Source organism: Thermoplasma sp. Kam2015, from assembly GCF_003205235.1.
Classification (GTDB): domain Archaea; phylum Thermoplasmatota; class Thermoplasmata; order Thermoplasmatales; family Thermoplasmataceae; genus Thermoplasma.
Genome location: NZ_QJSM01000026.1, coordinates 1 through 14,062 on the forward strand (window position 1 = coordinate 1; position 14,062 = coordinate 14,062).

General features: G+C 42.8%; 15 protein-coding genes and 1 tRNA gene. 3 read left to right on the forward strand and 13 right to left on the reverse strand.

What is annotated here, in order from left to right; translation table 11 throughout:
• Positions 1-184: 184 nt before the first annotated feature.
• Positions 185-376, forward strand: coding sequence for a hypothetical protein (locus tag DMB44_RS09575; RefSeq protein WP_237265318.1), 192 nt, complete (start codon positions 185-187; stop codon positions 374-376).
• On the opposite strand, the gene DMB44_RS05530 is transcribed toward DMB44_RS09575, so the two are convergent.
• From DMB44_RS05530 to albA, 3 genes are all read right to left on the reverse strand, one after another.
• The gene (locus DMB44_RS05530; protein ID WP_110641657.1) at positions 363-1,151 is read right to left on the reverse strand and encodes a hypothetical protein; all 789 of its coding nucleotides are present in this window, start codon (positions 1,149-1,151) and stop codon (positions 363-365) included. The two genes, DMB44_RS09575 and DMB44_RS05530, sit on opposite strands and share 14 nt — an antisense overlap.
• Positions 1,152-1,185: 34 nt before the next feature.
• A complete protein-coding gene (locus tag DMB44_RS05535) occupies positions 1,186-1,998 on the reverse strand; it encodes an aldose 1-epimerase (RefSeq protein ID WP_110641659.1) in 813 nt (270 codons plus the stop codon).
• Between the two features lie 120 nt (positions 1,999-2,118).
• Positions 2,119-2,388 (reverse strand): DNA-binding protein Alba, encoded by a 270-nt coding sequence (albA, locus tag DMB44_RS05540; RefSeq protein WP_110641661.1) that lies wholly within the window; start codon positions 2,386-2,388, stop codon positions 2,119-2,121.
• A 189-nt stretch (positions 2,389-2,577) separates the two neighbouring features.
• Here albA and DMB44_RS05545 point away from each other — a divergent pair, with 189 nt between their 5' ends.
• On the forward strand, positions 2,578-3,276 hold the full coding sequence (locus tag DMB44_RS05545) for an SDR family oxidoreductase (RefSeq protein WP_110641663.1): 699 nt from the start codon (positions 2,578-2,580) through the stop codon (positions 3,274-3,276).
• Between the two features lie 18 nt (positions 3,277-3,294).
• Here the strand turns inward: DMB44_RS05545 and DMB44_RS05550 are convergent, their stop codons facing one another.
• The 3 genes from DMB44_RS05550 to DMB44_RS05560 form a co-directional block, all read right to left on the reverse strand.
• Positions 3,295-4,473, reverse strand: coding sequence for an MFS transporter (locus DMB44_RS05550; RefSeq protein ID WP_237265319.1), 1,179 nt, complete (start codon positions 4,471-4,473; stop codon positions 3,295-3,297).
• A gap of 162 nt (positions 4,474-4,635) precedes the next feature.
• Entirely contained in the window at positions 4,636-5,430 is a 795-nt protein-coding gene (locus DMB44_RS05555) for a prephenate dehydratase domain-containing protein (RefSeq protein ID WP_161952106.1), read from the reverse strand.
• A gap of 5 nt (positions 5,431-5,435) precedes the next feature.
• Positions 5,436-5,520: transfer RNA gene (locus DMB44_RS05560), tRNA-Leu, on the reverse strand.
• Positions 5,521-5,642: 122 nt separating this feature from the next.
• Between DMB44_RS05560 and DMB44_RS05565 the strand changes: the two genes are divergently transcribed.
• The gene (locus tag DMB44_RS05565; RefSeq protein ID WP_010901325.1) at positions 5,643-5,921 is read left to right on the forward strand and encodes a hypothetical protein; all 279 of its coding nucleotides are present in this window, start codon (positions 5,643-5,645) and stop codon (positions 5,919-5,921) included.
• 282 nt (positions 5,922-6,203) lie between these two features.
• On the opposite strand, the gene DMB44_RS05570 is transcribed toward DMB44_RS05565, so the two are convergent.
• The 7 genes from DMB44_RS05570 to DMB44_RS05600 all read right to left on the reverse strand — a co-directional run bounded on the left by DMB44_RS05570 (position 6,204) and on the right by DMB44_RS05600 (position 14,012).
• Positions 6,204-6,944, reverse strand: a complete 741-nt coding sequence (locus DMB44_RS05570; protein WP_110641667.1) for a DNA polymerase sliding clamp — start codon at positions 6,942-6,944, stop codon at positions 6,204-6,206.
• 200 nt (positions 6,945-7,144) lie between these two features.
• Entirely contained in the window at positions 7,145-7,978 is an 834-nt protein-coding gene (locus DMB44_RS05575) for a hypothetical protein (protein ID WP_110641669.1), read from the reverse strand.
• Entirely contained in the window at positions 7,979-9,280 is a 1,302-nt protein-coding gene (locus DMB44_RS05580; protein ID WP_110641671.1) for a DUF58 domain-containing protein, read from the reverse strand.
• Positions 9,277-10,236 (reverse strand): MoxR family ATPase, encoded by a 960-nt coding sequence (locus DMB44_RS05585; RefSeq protein ID WP_110641673.1) that lies wholly within the window; start codon positions 10,234-10,236, stop codon positions 9,277-9,279. Before DMB44_RS05585 ends, DMB44_RS05580 begins: the two co-directional genes overlap by 4 nt.
• Positions 10,214-10,696 (reverse strand): hypothetical protein, encoded by a 483-nt coding sequence (locus DMB44_RS05590; protein WP_110641675.1) that lies wholly within the window; start codon positions 10,694-10,696, stop codon positions 10,214-10,216. The genes DMB44_RS05585 and DMB44_RS05590 overlap by 23 nt, the downstream gene beginning before the upstream one ends.
• A complete protein-coding gene (locus DMB44_RS05595) occupies positions 10,683-11,258 on the reverse strand; it encodes a hypothetical protein (RefSeq protein WP_237265320.1) in 576 nt (191 codons plus the stop codon). The genes DMB44_RS05590 and DMB44_RS05595 overlap by 14 nt, the downstream gene beginning before the upstream one ends.
• Positions 11,259-14,012 carry a carboxypeptidase-like regulatory domain-containing protein gene (locus DMB44_RS05600; RefSeq protein ID WP_153280174.1) on the reverse strand — a complete coding sequence of 918 codons (2,754 nt, stop codon included), beginning with the start codon at positions 14,010-14,012 and terminating at the stop codon, positions 11,259-11,261.
• Between the last annotated feature and the right edge of the window lie 50 nt (positions 14,013-14,062).

The window sequence follows — 14,062 nt, forward strand, 5'->3', positions numbered from 1 at the left end:
ATGATAACAGAACATTCAAATTCTATCCCGATTCACATACAATTTCATTGACAACAGTACAGGGCAGGCTGGTATATCCAGTGGCTCATTCGCCCCTGATCGATAAATACAGGGGTGAATACACAAATGCCTGAACTGTGGCTTCGAACTCCATGCGGATCTGAATGCGTCAAGGAACATCGAAGTGCCATGTCCTCACGCCTCAAAAACCTTTGCACTGAACGCGGATCTGAATGCGTCAAGGAACATCGAAGTGCCCGGTACATCTGGGTACTTCAGGATGCTGTCAGCCAGCCGATCGTTGCGGTTCGATGAAACTCCACTCAGGGGTGGAGGGGAGACCAGCAGCAAGCTCCGAAGCTTTAGCGAGGAGTAGCTGACCTGTTGCTGCGACCGCCCCTGATCGGCCCACTGTCACTGAAAAACATCGATATGTAATCTGATGGCGTTTTTTCAAAATATACGTTGATACAGTTCCTGTCTATACCAAGATCTGAGCACTCATGGGACTTAAAGGCAGGATAATCGCTCATGCAGTATTCTGATTCAAACTTCAAGGACATCGTAAGTGAGTACAAAGGCCTGTCCTCATGCGCCGCACAGAGTGCCAGCGGTAGTGTTCCCACCTTATGAATCAGCGTGAGATCAGAGAGGACTGAATCCGAACCCACAACGACTGCATCGCTCATTGCAACCGCAAGGCACATCTCTGCATCTGTCGTCATGTAGACCTCCTTGCCGAAGCTGGAGATCTCTGCGGCCATGATGCGCCCCTCAAGCATGGGTCTGCTTTCAAGCACATATACCCTCTTCACATTGTCAGATGACCTGATAAATTCCAGCACGTTGTGGCTGTTGCTCATTGTTGTTATTGCCTCGGCATCGATGAATTTAACCGCATTCGCTATTGATAAACGTTCCTGATTGATAACGGTATCCCTGAAATCTTCCGGTGACATTGATGCATCATTCAAGGCCAACTTTGCTGCGTTCCTGACCAATGCCATACCGACGAAGGCTTCGCTTATTACTTCAGCATATCTGATGTTTGGATTTCTTCTAATGAAAGAGAAAACCCTGATGGATAGATCAACCGATCCCGATGTCTTATCATTGATTATTCTTTTGAGTTCGTCCACAGCCTCCTTCATATGAACACCCCCAAAGCTTGTAATCCACTTAAATTCAAAGCAGGGTTATGGAATATCCAAAGCTTATGGAATCTCCTGGATTAACAAGCCTGAGGCCTATACCATTATTGAATGCATCAACGGCGGACATCATCGGTTCTATTGCAACCGATCTCCCCGCTGAATATTTTCCGTTATATATCACAAAGAAAGGCATATTGTGCTTTGATATCCTGATTCTCCGGTTTCCAGTTTTCAGGAGTATATCTGAATCTGCAAAAAACTGGTTGTCAAATGTATCCTTATAACTGTCAGGCTCAAGAATCATCTTTTGCATTTTACCTGTGGGAAAGTACCCTTCATACTCCATTTTCCATACGGTCTTTGGGTCATCTATCTCCCATCTGCCTACATAAAGAAAGTATGGATGAAAACCAGCTGCAACTGGGCATCTTCTGTTTCCATCATTTATCACATTAACCTCACATTTATATGATTTACCAGTGATCGTGTGTCTTATTTTAACGTTGATGTGTGATGGGTATTCCGATCCTGCCTGGATATCGGTTTCCATCTCAACGGAATTATCATCCATATGAGCGATCACAAAGGATCTGTTAAGTAAAAGTCCGTGTATGCTATTGTTGCCCTCATTCTTTGGCAGATTGTACTCTATCCCATCTATGACATATTTTGCATTTCTTATCCTGTTAGCATATGGAAACAGGAATGCGGATCCAAAATGTGCCGGAATATCATCATAGGATCGCATCAATATGTCTGTACCATCAAGCATTAGCGAGTCCAGATGAGAACCTACCTCTGATACAGATATCATACTATTATCGTATCTAACTTCCATTGGCATATAGAAGTCAGTCTTAGATTGGATATAATATTTGCCAGATCTATTTGGTCTGGAGAAACGTTGATTTGATATGAAACAAACCCGTTCAATATTTAAATAAAACAATATCTGCCACGCAATTCAGCGTGACAGTGTAATCTCTATGGATGAAACGTTAGAGCTTCCCCTCTCTCCCTGAAGGGTTTCTGTATCCAGTTTAATCTCCTCGTATTTTGCGTCTGGTATGAATTTGTGCCTTGTAATCTCTGCAACATCTACTGCCTTGCTGATAGTCTTTCCACGTGCTTTTATTATTATTTTATTGCCGTTATTGTTGAACTGGGTGACCACTGCAAGTACGTAGTTCATTGTCGGCTTTTTTCCTACAAAGATTATGTTCTCCTCTGCCATTTTTGATCACTACTAATACGGATTTCTGCTTAATATATAACAGTATCGCAGAGTGACCTTGACTTATTGATTCTTTACACCCACAATTTCAAACGCATTAATATTGGAGCTTAGTAGGCTTCTATAGGGATCCGTTTTGGTACCTTATCGCTACATAATTGCTATATTAGACCTAGATTATTGTTCATTATGGAAGAAAAAAATGCTATTTTGATTGGTGCTAGCGAGACATTCGGATTCTTCACGGCAAGAAAACTACTTCATGCCGGCTTCAAGGTAACGATCAACTCAAGGAAAGAAGATAAACTCTCTTCAATGAAGCGTGAACTTGAGTCTGAGGGTGAGATCCATTACCTTACTGGCGATGTATCCAGTGCATCAACTTTGAAGTCAATAATGGATCGATATGGAGATAACGGACTCGATGCAGTAATCTTCGGTCTGGGAGGCTATGATGCAGATGATATAGAGAATCCGAAGAGCCTGAGGGAGATGTTTGAAAACAACGTCTTCCTTCCGTTTGAGACATTCTCCGCGATCCTAAGTATAATGCGCAATCCTTCATCAGCAATATTCATCAGCAGTGTCTACTCCAGCCTCATCATATCAGAGCATTCATTATCATACTCAGGAAGCAAAGCCGCACTTAACATAATGGTGGCTTCCTCCGCCAAGATGCTTCTCAAGAGAGGAATACGCGTGAATGCTGTGATGACGACTTCCATGGAGGAAAAACGGCATACGGATAGATCCATTCTTTTCAATCCTGGGAAGCAATCCATAGATCCGGATCTCGTGGCCAATGTTGTAACTTTCCTTGCTGGGGAAACATCCATGGGAATAACAGGATCTGTCATTACCGTAGATCAGGGATTCTCACTGAGATAGGGTAAATCCATTATTTTGCTATGATGGCATGGGTGAATGGAGAAGAAAGTATGATACCAGTCCGGAAAACAGCAGTAGCAACGATACCACTGTCATGCCAAGGAAGATGTGCCCGGGTGACACAAAGAGAGATCCAAGAAAGACTGGAATCACCGCAACACCCGTATTGGTGGCTACGCTGAACATCGCTGTTGAGAATCCTGCGTCCTCAGGTTTAGGCGAATAGTATGTGACCGAGGTCATTGCCATGGACCAGTAGGCGTTTCCGAAGAAGCCGAAGAGGAAAAAGAGGATCCCGATCAGGTAAAGAGATCTTGAAAACTCAAGAGAGAGCATCATAGAGAATCCAAACACAAAAGCCATTGATCCTGTGGAGACAAGACCGTATTTTAGGTTCTGATTCCTGCCGAAGAGAGGCGGTAGCACCATTGCACCGACAGCAGATCCGAGGAAGGCAAGGCCACCAAACAGACCACCAGCCTCTAGGGCCGTTGACTCCTTGAATCCATGGAGTATAAGTACAGATGATGCTATGCTTCCAAACATTACCGACATTGCTGATATCGTCAGGCCAACATACCAGTTCTTCACCATACCGATCCTGAATACACCTTTGAATTTGCGTGGAGAGTAATAACTTGGAAATTTACTTTTGAATATCAGAAACATGATCGCTATGACGAACGCCGCGATGGCTGGAATTTCAAGAACGGCATCAAGAGGCAGAACAATGATCATATATGGTGTCAACAGGGCGCCGATGGCCATGCCAAGAAACAGAGATCCAACACTGAAGCCTATCAGACTGTGGCTTCTGGAACCTCCAAATACCTCAGCTATGCTACCCACGGGGGCCATTGCCAATGGATATCCTATTGCTGCCAATATCGAGAGGAAGAGAAATGGTATATAACCTTGCAATACCGGTCTCAGACCCAGACCTATGACTGTCAGCACAGCTGAAGCTAATACCGAATTCCCAACCCTCCCTTTGAATGATATATATCCTGCCAGCAATCCGAATGCTACCATGGTGTATCCATATGCAGAGATAATGACAAGCAGATCGGATGGTGATGTATGGAAGATCCTCGTGAGATCCGGAATTATCGGCGCAATCATGAACCAGCCAAAGCCTATGAAAAACAGCAACGCAAGATATAGGCCAAATATCCCATTATTCTCCTTTTCAAACATGATGACTGCCCTTGAATGCTTTTCCGCATCGCGCAAGAGAATATCAATCTATTTTATCTTTCTCTACATGAATCTGATTATGCAAAGGAAGAGGATTCTGCAACCAGTATACGAATGTAGAAATGTCACCACGGTTGAACATGTGACGTCCTCCAACCCAAATCATTGAGATTTATACTGCACTGGATCAAACGATCCCTTGTAAAATAGCTTTATTGAACGATCCTTGAGGGATTCCATGAGACTAACATCAAACTTTCCGGAAAATTCAATATAGAAATAATATTTCCATATGTTGTTCCTAAGAGGCCTGGAATATATCATATTCATATTTATGCGTCTATCTGAAAAAACTCCGATCAGATCATAAAGGGAGCCAGGCTCGTCCGGTATGATCGATATGATTGAGTGCCTGCTCCCATCAGTATTTCTTTCCCTAGATATCACGATGAATCTAGTTATGTTTGGTGTCTCTGGATCGATCTTGACCATGTGCTTCAGTTCGTATTCTGTGGCGGCCCTTTTTGAGCATAGTGCGGCACCCTTATCATCCCTGCTGGCGAGATCTGCAGCTTCTGACGTGCTAACAGTACTAATTACCTCGATGTTATCCATCTTCTCCAGGAATTCCCTTGCTTCTGCAATTGCGTGCGGATGGGAATACACTCTTTCGATGTTCTTTATCTCTGCCTTTGATGCAAGAAATATCTCTATGGGAAAATCTATGGATCTTGTGATGTAGACGTCGTCATGTATGAAAAGCCCGTCCAGCGTTTCGTTCACCGGCCCCTCTATGCTGTTTTCTATAGGGACAACACCACGCTGATCAGTCTCCACCACTTTCTGAAAGATGGCGCTTATTGATCTCTCTGGTTTTACCTCTTGCCCCAGAGCCTCAGCAACCTCATGCGAAAAGCTACCGCGCGGACCGAGATAGAATATCATTTTATCAGGCATTTCCATGCGAGGGGCGGGATTTGAACCCGCGAACCCCTTCGGGACAGGATCTTAAGTCCTGCACTGTTGGCCTGGCTTAGTTACCCTCGCGTTTCTGCGATACATATATCACATAATAATCTTTCCGGGATCGACCTCATGCTGACATTATAGCAATTGCTACCATCTCAATAACTCAGGAACATTAATATCTCATAACCATATGAGGTCATATGGCATTTCCCGGTGGCAATTTTCCAACAGATGGTGAGCTTGTTGAATTTGAAACGGAAGAGGAACCGAAATGGATCACAGTAAAATTGAAAGATGGATCCGTCCTGCAGATAAAGATGGAGATAGTTTCAATTCTCAGGAATGGAAATGATCCCAACACAGGAATACCAAATTATATGATCCAGGCTACCAATATAATACGGCTTGTAAAGGTACCGAAGGAACTCATAGTGAAACCGAAGAAAGGAAATGAGCAGGGCGGCCAGCTCTATAGATGATCTAACTCTCATATGCTGGGATCCTTGTATTACATCTTTAAATAGAAGTTGGTGGTTTGTGGGAAGCAGTAATTCTCCTTCTTCGTACAAGAGATACACGGACTTCTTCCAATGAAAATATTTATAGATTGTCTTCCCACATTCATTTGCATCATCCACGATGGCTAAGTGGGCGATGCTTGAGTGGGATCGATGCGATCCGAAGCTTCAGCTGAGGAGTAGCTCACAGACCTGGGTTTACGGCCCAGAGATCAGTAATTTTCGCATAAATATGTTGGTAAATCACTGTTCCATCCTGGGGGCGAGCAGGAAAAGCCCCTTTATCTTTGCATCAGGATTCTGATCAAGACTGAATTCTACAGACAGCGGATAATCATCTCTGAAGCTCAACTTCAGGGAATCGGTGGAGGATATTGCCTTTATGAACTTGAGCAGATATTCCAGAGGATATGAGCTCTTTATCGTGGTATTGCATGACATATCAGTTATCATATCCTTGGGCAGTATCATCTCTGATTCTTCCGACTCGGAATGTGAATATGCCTTGAAACCGTCCGGAGATAGCGTGAATCTGATAGAGTCTGATATATCCTCAGCGGCCCTAAGCCCCCTCTCAAAATCTGACTTTTTGACAACAGCATAGTACTCGGATGTTATGTTAGGTATCTTCGGAGTAACTATGGTGGATGGATCGAGCAGCGATATGCTCTTATTTATGGTTCCCAGCTCAAATTTAAGCTTCTCACCATCCTTGGTTATGCCCACATTCTCGGAGGAGCTCGCCAGCCTTATAACCGATTTCAGTCTGTCTATATCAAGAGCGATCTCCTCCTGCCCATCGATATGAAATTCCACAAATGCCTCCTTTGGAACTTCAAGTCTTATCATTGCCACGTGGGCTGGATCGACAGCGGTAACGCTCATACCGCTATCATCAACCTTGAACTTCGCCTCAGATACTATCGTACTCAGTAAATCCGTTATTTCCTTAAGATTCTTCACGGAAAGATTCAATCTAATCATATCACAACACCATTCATACAGCTTCTTCGATTAGTCCATCACCTTGCTGATGGAAGTGAACCATGTCCATCGAACATGTAACACGTCCTCAATGCAGTTTTCTCAACGATCGATCAACCGCAAAAAACAGATAATGCTGAAAAATATAAATTTTTGTTTCCATAGGGCTGCATGTATATTCTACAGTCTGAACCAGACCGTCATGCGCCATCACCTTTCCTCCCTGGATCGGTGCGTATAATAGCATATATCATGACCACTATGACTATGGATATGGCCAGAAACTGAAGCGAAAAACGAGACATGGCCGTTATGAAATAGAATGATGCGCCACCGAGTATGGAACCATAGAGTACGGAATAAGCGAACGACCTCGATCTGTCCATCGATCTGTTTCCGTTTCTGTACGCCGCGACAATTATGGATACCATGGATATCACAAAACCTCCGATAAGATAGGAGTTTATAGGTATGGTGAAGGTAGCAAGGGGCAGACTGAATTCATAACCGTAAACAACGAGCGTGTACATTGCTTCGTATTCCATGAGCTCAACGTACATATACGACGTGAAGAACGGATAGCCCGTTTCCCTGAAAACTATGAAGGCCGCCATCAGATCCAGAAATGTAAGGGATGAAAATGCCATCAGCGTTATCACTGAATAAAGCTTCCCAGCAAAGATGCCCTCAAGTAGCGTCACAATACCTATGACGAGCGTGATGGAAACCATGAAGGGTTCATTGACCGGCGTACCAATTACAAGGTATCTCTTCGATATTGCACCTGATATGGATGCAGCCCATATCAGTATAGATGCCGCAGCTATCAAAATGGCAGCAGGATATACAAAACCGCGAATACTCTTACCAAGAAACCGCCTTAAGATGGGTAAAAATGCAAACAGAAAGATGATAAAAGGATTCGCATAGGAAAATGTGCGTGGGAGTATATAGATAGCCATGATTATGGCAGGCATCATCACGCCAAAATTTACAAGATTTCCTATTGTCGTTTCCCTTGATGCTGTATCCATTCACTCACCCATATTTGTCATCTTTGCATAGAGGTATGAGGAAACGAGCTTGCGATATGCATCCCTTGTTCCAACAACCTCTGTTCTGAACCCAAAGCGTCTCATTATCTCTCTCTTCTTCTGCATTATACTGTTCTGCTTGTGAAAGAGAGTTGTTCTCAGTGTCCTGTTTTCATCACCTGTGATGACGAATTCATATGGATTAACTATGAAGAACATGGCCTTGTATGAACCGATCAAATCCCTAACTGAAGCAGGATCTTCGTCATACTCGAATGAGCTTATTATGAACATCATCGTTGTTTTCTTGATCTTTCTTCTGAGAAAATCAATAGATGTCGCAAGAGAAAATGATCCTGATGGTCTGAGATCTGATATTACTTTCTGCAGGTTTTCTATGGGTGCGGCGGTTCTCTCTGGCGGAATGTACACATTTACCTCCGAGGACCATATGAGATAACCCACACCATCCTGATTCTTCCTTATCTTATATGATGTCTTTATAACATCAGCCATGATGGAGTCGAACATCCTCTTTCCATCATGACCTTGGTTCATGCCGTTCCCATAGTCAATCAGAAAGAGAACATCCATTATGCGTTCTTCCTCCATCTGCTTAACATAGATGTCATCGCCCCTAATTTTACCCAGCATGGACCAGGCAACGTACCTGATCTCATCTCCCGGCACGTATTCTCTCAGCGTGAGAAAATCGTAACCCTGTCCTGCCTTCTTGTTATAGTGTATGCCGGTATAGTAGAGCATATTGCTTATGCGTTCGCTTCTGGCAGCCATTATTTCACTGAGCGCGGGAGCCACCTTCAGATCCACCATTCTAGAAACCTCAGCCCTTTCAACAGCCAGACGCATCCCGTCCTCCGTGTAAACAGAGACCGGGCCCAGCCTGTAACGTCCTATCGTGTTTGGCGTAACTATGAACTTCTTGACTACCCTTTCGAACGGCTTCAGGGAAAGGAAACCCTCAAAATCTCCTGCCATCTTGAACGTATCAGACGAATAGACATAGTAATGAAACGAGGTGGGCGAATTGTTCTTATTGAGAAAGGCTATGGTGAATTCCTTTGGTGAGAATTTTCTTGCCTTCTCGTTCTCCGCAGATATATCCACCTCTATGTTTCTCACAAGCCTTGCAGTGGTGAGATTGAAGATGAGTATATCTGAGGCGAAGACGAAGAAGAGTATGATTGAAAAGATTATGTAATACTTATACCCAAGGAGTATGGATTCGAAGATGTTGTACACGGACGCACTAAGAATGAGATAACCAGACTTTCTTATCATTTCGGAACCGATACCTCTGAGATCACGCGATCAATTATTCGCTTGACTATCAGCTTTGGATCATCTGTCTCATCCATTATCGCTTCAGGTTTCAGTATAAGCCTATGATTGAGGATCTCAAAGGCCATGAAAGTTATGTCCTCAGGTATCACATAACTTCTGCCGCTTATCAGCGCATTGGCCCTCGCTGCTTTCATGTACTTTGCAGTGGTTCTAGGGCTGGCGCCAAGGTATACAAGTTCATTCTCGCGCGTGCGCCTCATCAGATCCACCAGATACTGTTTTATCTCATCCGATATGTAAACGTTGTCCACCTGGGATCTGAATTCCAATATCTCGTCCGGCATAAGCACAAGCGAAGGATCTTCGTATTTCCCTATGGAATTCAGTATATTCAGTTCCTCTTCTCTGCTTGGATATTCAAGATAATATCTGAACAGAAAGCGATCCATAAGAGCCTCGGCAAGTGGAAATGTTCCTTCCTGCTCTATAGGGTTCTGAGTAGCTATCACGAAAAATGGCTTCGGTAGAGGGTGCGTCTCTCCACCTATTGTAACCTGTGTCTCCTCCATCGCCTCCAACAGAGCAGACTGCACCTTTGGTGGCGTCCTGTTGATCTCATCAGCCAACACCACATTGGCGAATATTGGGCCTTCCTTGAATTCCATTTTTCTTGATTCTATGTTAAACATTATTGTGCCCGTCACGTCTGATGGAAGCATATCCGGTGTGAACTGGATCCTCCTGAACTTCATCTTGGTGTGCCTTGCAAATTCGTTGGCGAGCATGGTCTTTGCTAGACCAGGCACCCCTTCCATGAGCATATGATTGCCTGTCAGTAAGGCTATGAACATGAAACGCACTATTCGTCTGGATCCTATCACGCGTTTCCCTATACTTTCCTCGATACTTATGACCGTATTTCTCAGATTTTCAAGATCTTCCGCCGCTTCCATAATCCTCACCAAGTATTAGCTTATCAAATTTCATTCTGGCAAGCTGATCATATATCCTCGATATCTCAGAAAATATACGCTCCCTCTCCTCTCTTGCCCTCTTTCTCCTTCTTCTGCTGGGGGAGTTTAGCATTTCAGTGTATTTTCTGTACTGTTTTATGTAATATCTGTACTGTTCGATCATATCCTTGACCGATTCAAAATCCTTAGAGACCTTGTTCATGTAATAATCAATGTCATTATCTCTGACATGTGGATATTCCTGATTTATATAATTATCTGGAACGTCGAACTGCTCCTTTTTCTGACTGTCTGTTGGATAATCATCCGGAACTCCACGTTTTGAATAATGTTTCACGACAAACACCATTATGAAAAGCATCACGGCAGGGATAAGAAAACGGAATATGACCAGCGGATAGGCTATTATGTTAGAAAACATGGTACTAAGTATTGACATTCGTGTCCTCACCTCTAAAATACAGCTTGGTTATATCCATATAGTTATATATCCCGGTCAGGCGATCGATGATATCCCCACTATCCTCTATCGCAGAATCAGAATATTTGGCCCGTTCGTAATAGAGAAGATAGAACTCGGTAAGCTTGACAAAACATGCGAGCTTAGGATCGGTTGATGTTAGATCGATGCTAGAAATGCGATCCACTATGAATTTACCGTCAACAATGGCTTCCTCAGGAAGATCTATTCCGAGACCTTTCAGCGTTTCGACTATGAAGGATCTTTCGCCATTCTGCCCGAGCGCCTGAATACCAAAATATCTGATATAGTCGTTTTTTACCTCAGAATATGCCAATATTATCGCATCCTTTACATTTCCTTCTGTTATGTTCTTCCTGGCGGATACTATGGTCGGAACATCCCCCACAGTTTTTACCTTTATGACGGTTTTCACCTCTTCCTTGACCCTTTTACGCCCAAAGTTAAAAAGGGATTTCTTCTGCTTCTTCTGAGGTTCAGAATTGAAATCTATCTTTGCCTGCTTATCATCATCTGCCAATCAGATCACCTCTATGCTGGTTTGATATTCCTGTATTGTACCATTTATATATTGCCTGTAATACTTGGTGAAATCAGCCGCAGGATAACGTATTATAACGACTATCTCAGATGAGAGATTTATGTAAATATTTCCGATAGTAACATTATCCGAATTTATTGGCTCTGTTACGTTAGGCATGCCGCTCGTTTCAATGTCCATGGTGGTATTGTTTATTGATACATTGAAACCTATAAATGTTATATTGTGTATGTATCCGGTTACGAAAGCATTCTGGCTTCCAGTTATGTTAAATTGATTAATGATAGTAAAATTATCTATCAACCCATATACAGACTGGGATTTGAAACTTTTAACTTCATTCGTAACATTGAATACAACTATTCTCGTTGTAAACGTTGAATTCAGATTCACAGCCGTGGAATTGACAGGATTCACATTTGAAACTTTAAGGAAGGCTTTGAATTCATATGTACCGGCGGTCAACAGGTAGGCAACTTCAGTCTTGACCGTTCTGCCAGTATAGTTCACAGAGGGCGAGACGCCTGATCCTGAGATAATCGAGAAATACCATGAGGTTACTGACTCGTTTTCCACAACGATCAAGTACGGTTTCAGATTGGATGAAATGCTAATATTCGAAGAAAGCTGAGTATAGTTGTGGAACGGCAGGAACGATGCATTGCTGTAGGTGAAACTGTAATTGGATCTTGGCAGAGTATAATTCACATACAGTCTGCTGCCATTATCTGCAAGAGATGGTTTTATTTCGAAGCTGCCCCCGTTCATAATTATACTTGCTTCGGGTATTCTCTGACCGGTCAGATTGAAGAACCTCGAGTAGTTGTATAGATCAAATGAAAGCCTGTATAGCGTTCTGTTTATCAGATTTACGTTTTCATGCGTATCTGCAGTGAGGTTTACGCTAAGGTTCCCTTTGTAATCAAGGAAATAAAACCTCATGTGATAATAACCCGAATAATACAGAGTCAGATTATCTGTACCAGCTGCGCTCGTATTCCCAAGGTATCTGTATTCCTTCGTGTCAAATATCATGAACATCTCAAATTCTGAATTATCTACTGTTCTACCATTTTCAACGAATGTTAGGTTCAGGTATAGCATCTTTACACCGCTTATGGACGATGCATTCAGGCTTGGGCTGTATGATATAGGTACGGAAAGAGATGTGGATTGCGATATTCCCACTCCAAGAGATGCTGCAGGAGTCAGATTTTTGTTGATGACCGTATTGCTTGATATACTTTCGTTAAATTCTTCTGTGATATATCCAGGCGAACTGATACTAAATGTGTAATTCCCCTGCATGAGTGAAATATTACCGGATCCATCGAAGGAAAGGTTAGCTACAGGAACACCGCCTGAGTATACTGTAATGTTATAGGGAATTGGACCTGTGTAATTCCCAATGTTGAACCTAACGTTATCGGAGGATCCGGGAAGGGGAACAAAGACAAGATTATGAACCGTGATGGCTTTCAATATCGCCACTGAAAAATTATCAGGGTAGAATCCCGGTGCGTATGCGGTGAAATTGTAATACCCTTCCGACAGGAGCGTTATATTATAATAGCCGAGACTGTTCGTTCTGTTTATGATGTAAAAACCTGTTCCCTGAACTGATATTGTGAAATTTATGTAATGATTCGTTATGGGAATGATAAGACCGCTGTCGTTGTAATATGCTAGGCCTCTTAATACGTAAATTCCGCTGGAATTTGCTATTATGCTTGACTGGTTCATGTGCGATATTAAGGACGACTGCTTACCACCAAGTATGGGATCAGCTGCAGGCAATGTTATGTTTACGTTGCTGACGTTTGATGTCACCATCAAGGTAGCATTTCCATATCCATATCCTGGTGCCGTGGCGAGTAAAAGGACAGGACCTGCGCTGACGTTTATGGTGTAAAATCCAGTTGCATTGGCGTAAACGTAGGCACCTTCATATATAACCTGGGCGCCACCCACGTTATTGCCTTCAATGTTCTTAACAAAACCAGAAACAACTATGTCTCTGATTCCAGATGTATGCAGCGTTATGTTCTGGAACAGGTTTTTTCCGTTTACGGTGATCATCTCTGGTGTTACGTTAACCGCAAAACCCGGTTTCGAAACGGTCACAATATATGTACCATTATAGAGGCTAGTTTCATAGCTTCCTACGGAATTGGATTGAGCCTCAACGCTCTTTCCATGCGTGAAGAACACGGACACATATGGTATCTGTGTACCGTTAAAGATCGTGAATCCATGTACATAATATTTTTCAGATGGCCTGAAACTAAGATTTAGCCAGACGGTTCCTGATGTTATAAAATTGAAGTAATGATAGACTGTGTTGTATCCATAGACGAAAAATGCCAGGTTGGCCCTTCCTGTTTTCAGTATGCCTATCCGGTAATATCCATTGGATGAAACGCTGTAATACGTGGAATATGGGCCAGCAGCCACAGTCAGGAGCGTATCTGAAATCTTGGCACCGGAGGTACCGTTTGAGATATAACCCTCTATCCATATGGTTCCATTTCCAGTAGGTATGAAGTAGGATGAGTTCAGACCCACGGAATACTTGTTAATGCTTTGATTCATGAATATTATCTGTTCCTTTGGTAATTTGTTTGTCTTCATGTGTATTGGATTGCCCGTAGGATAACCTACATTTGCAAAGGCAAATATTGACGAAAAGATAATAATACCCAATACGACCAATGCTAGATATTTAGGAGACAATGTAAAACTACCGCAATACCATATTTAAATTTTTCTACGATGTTATCGTT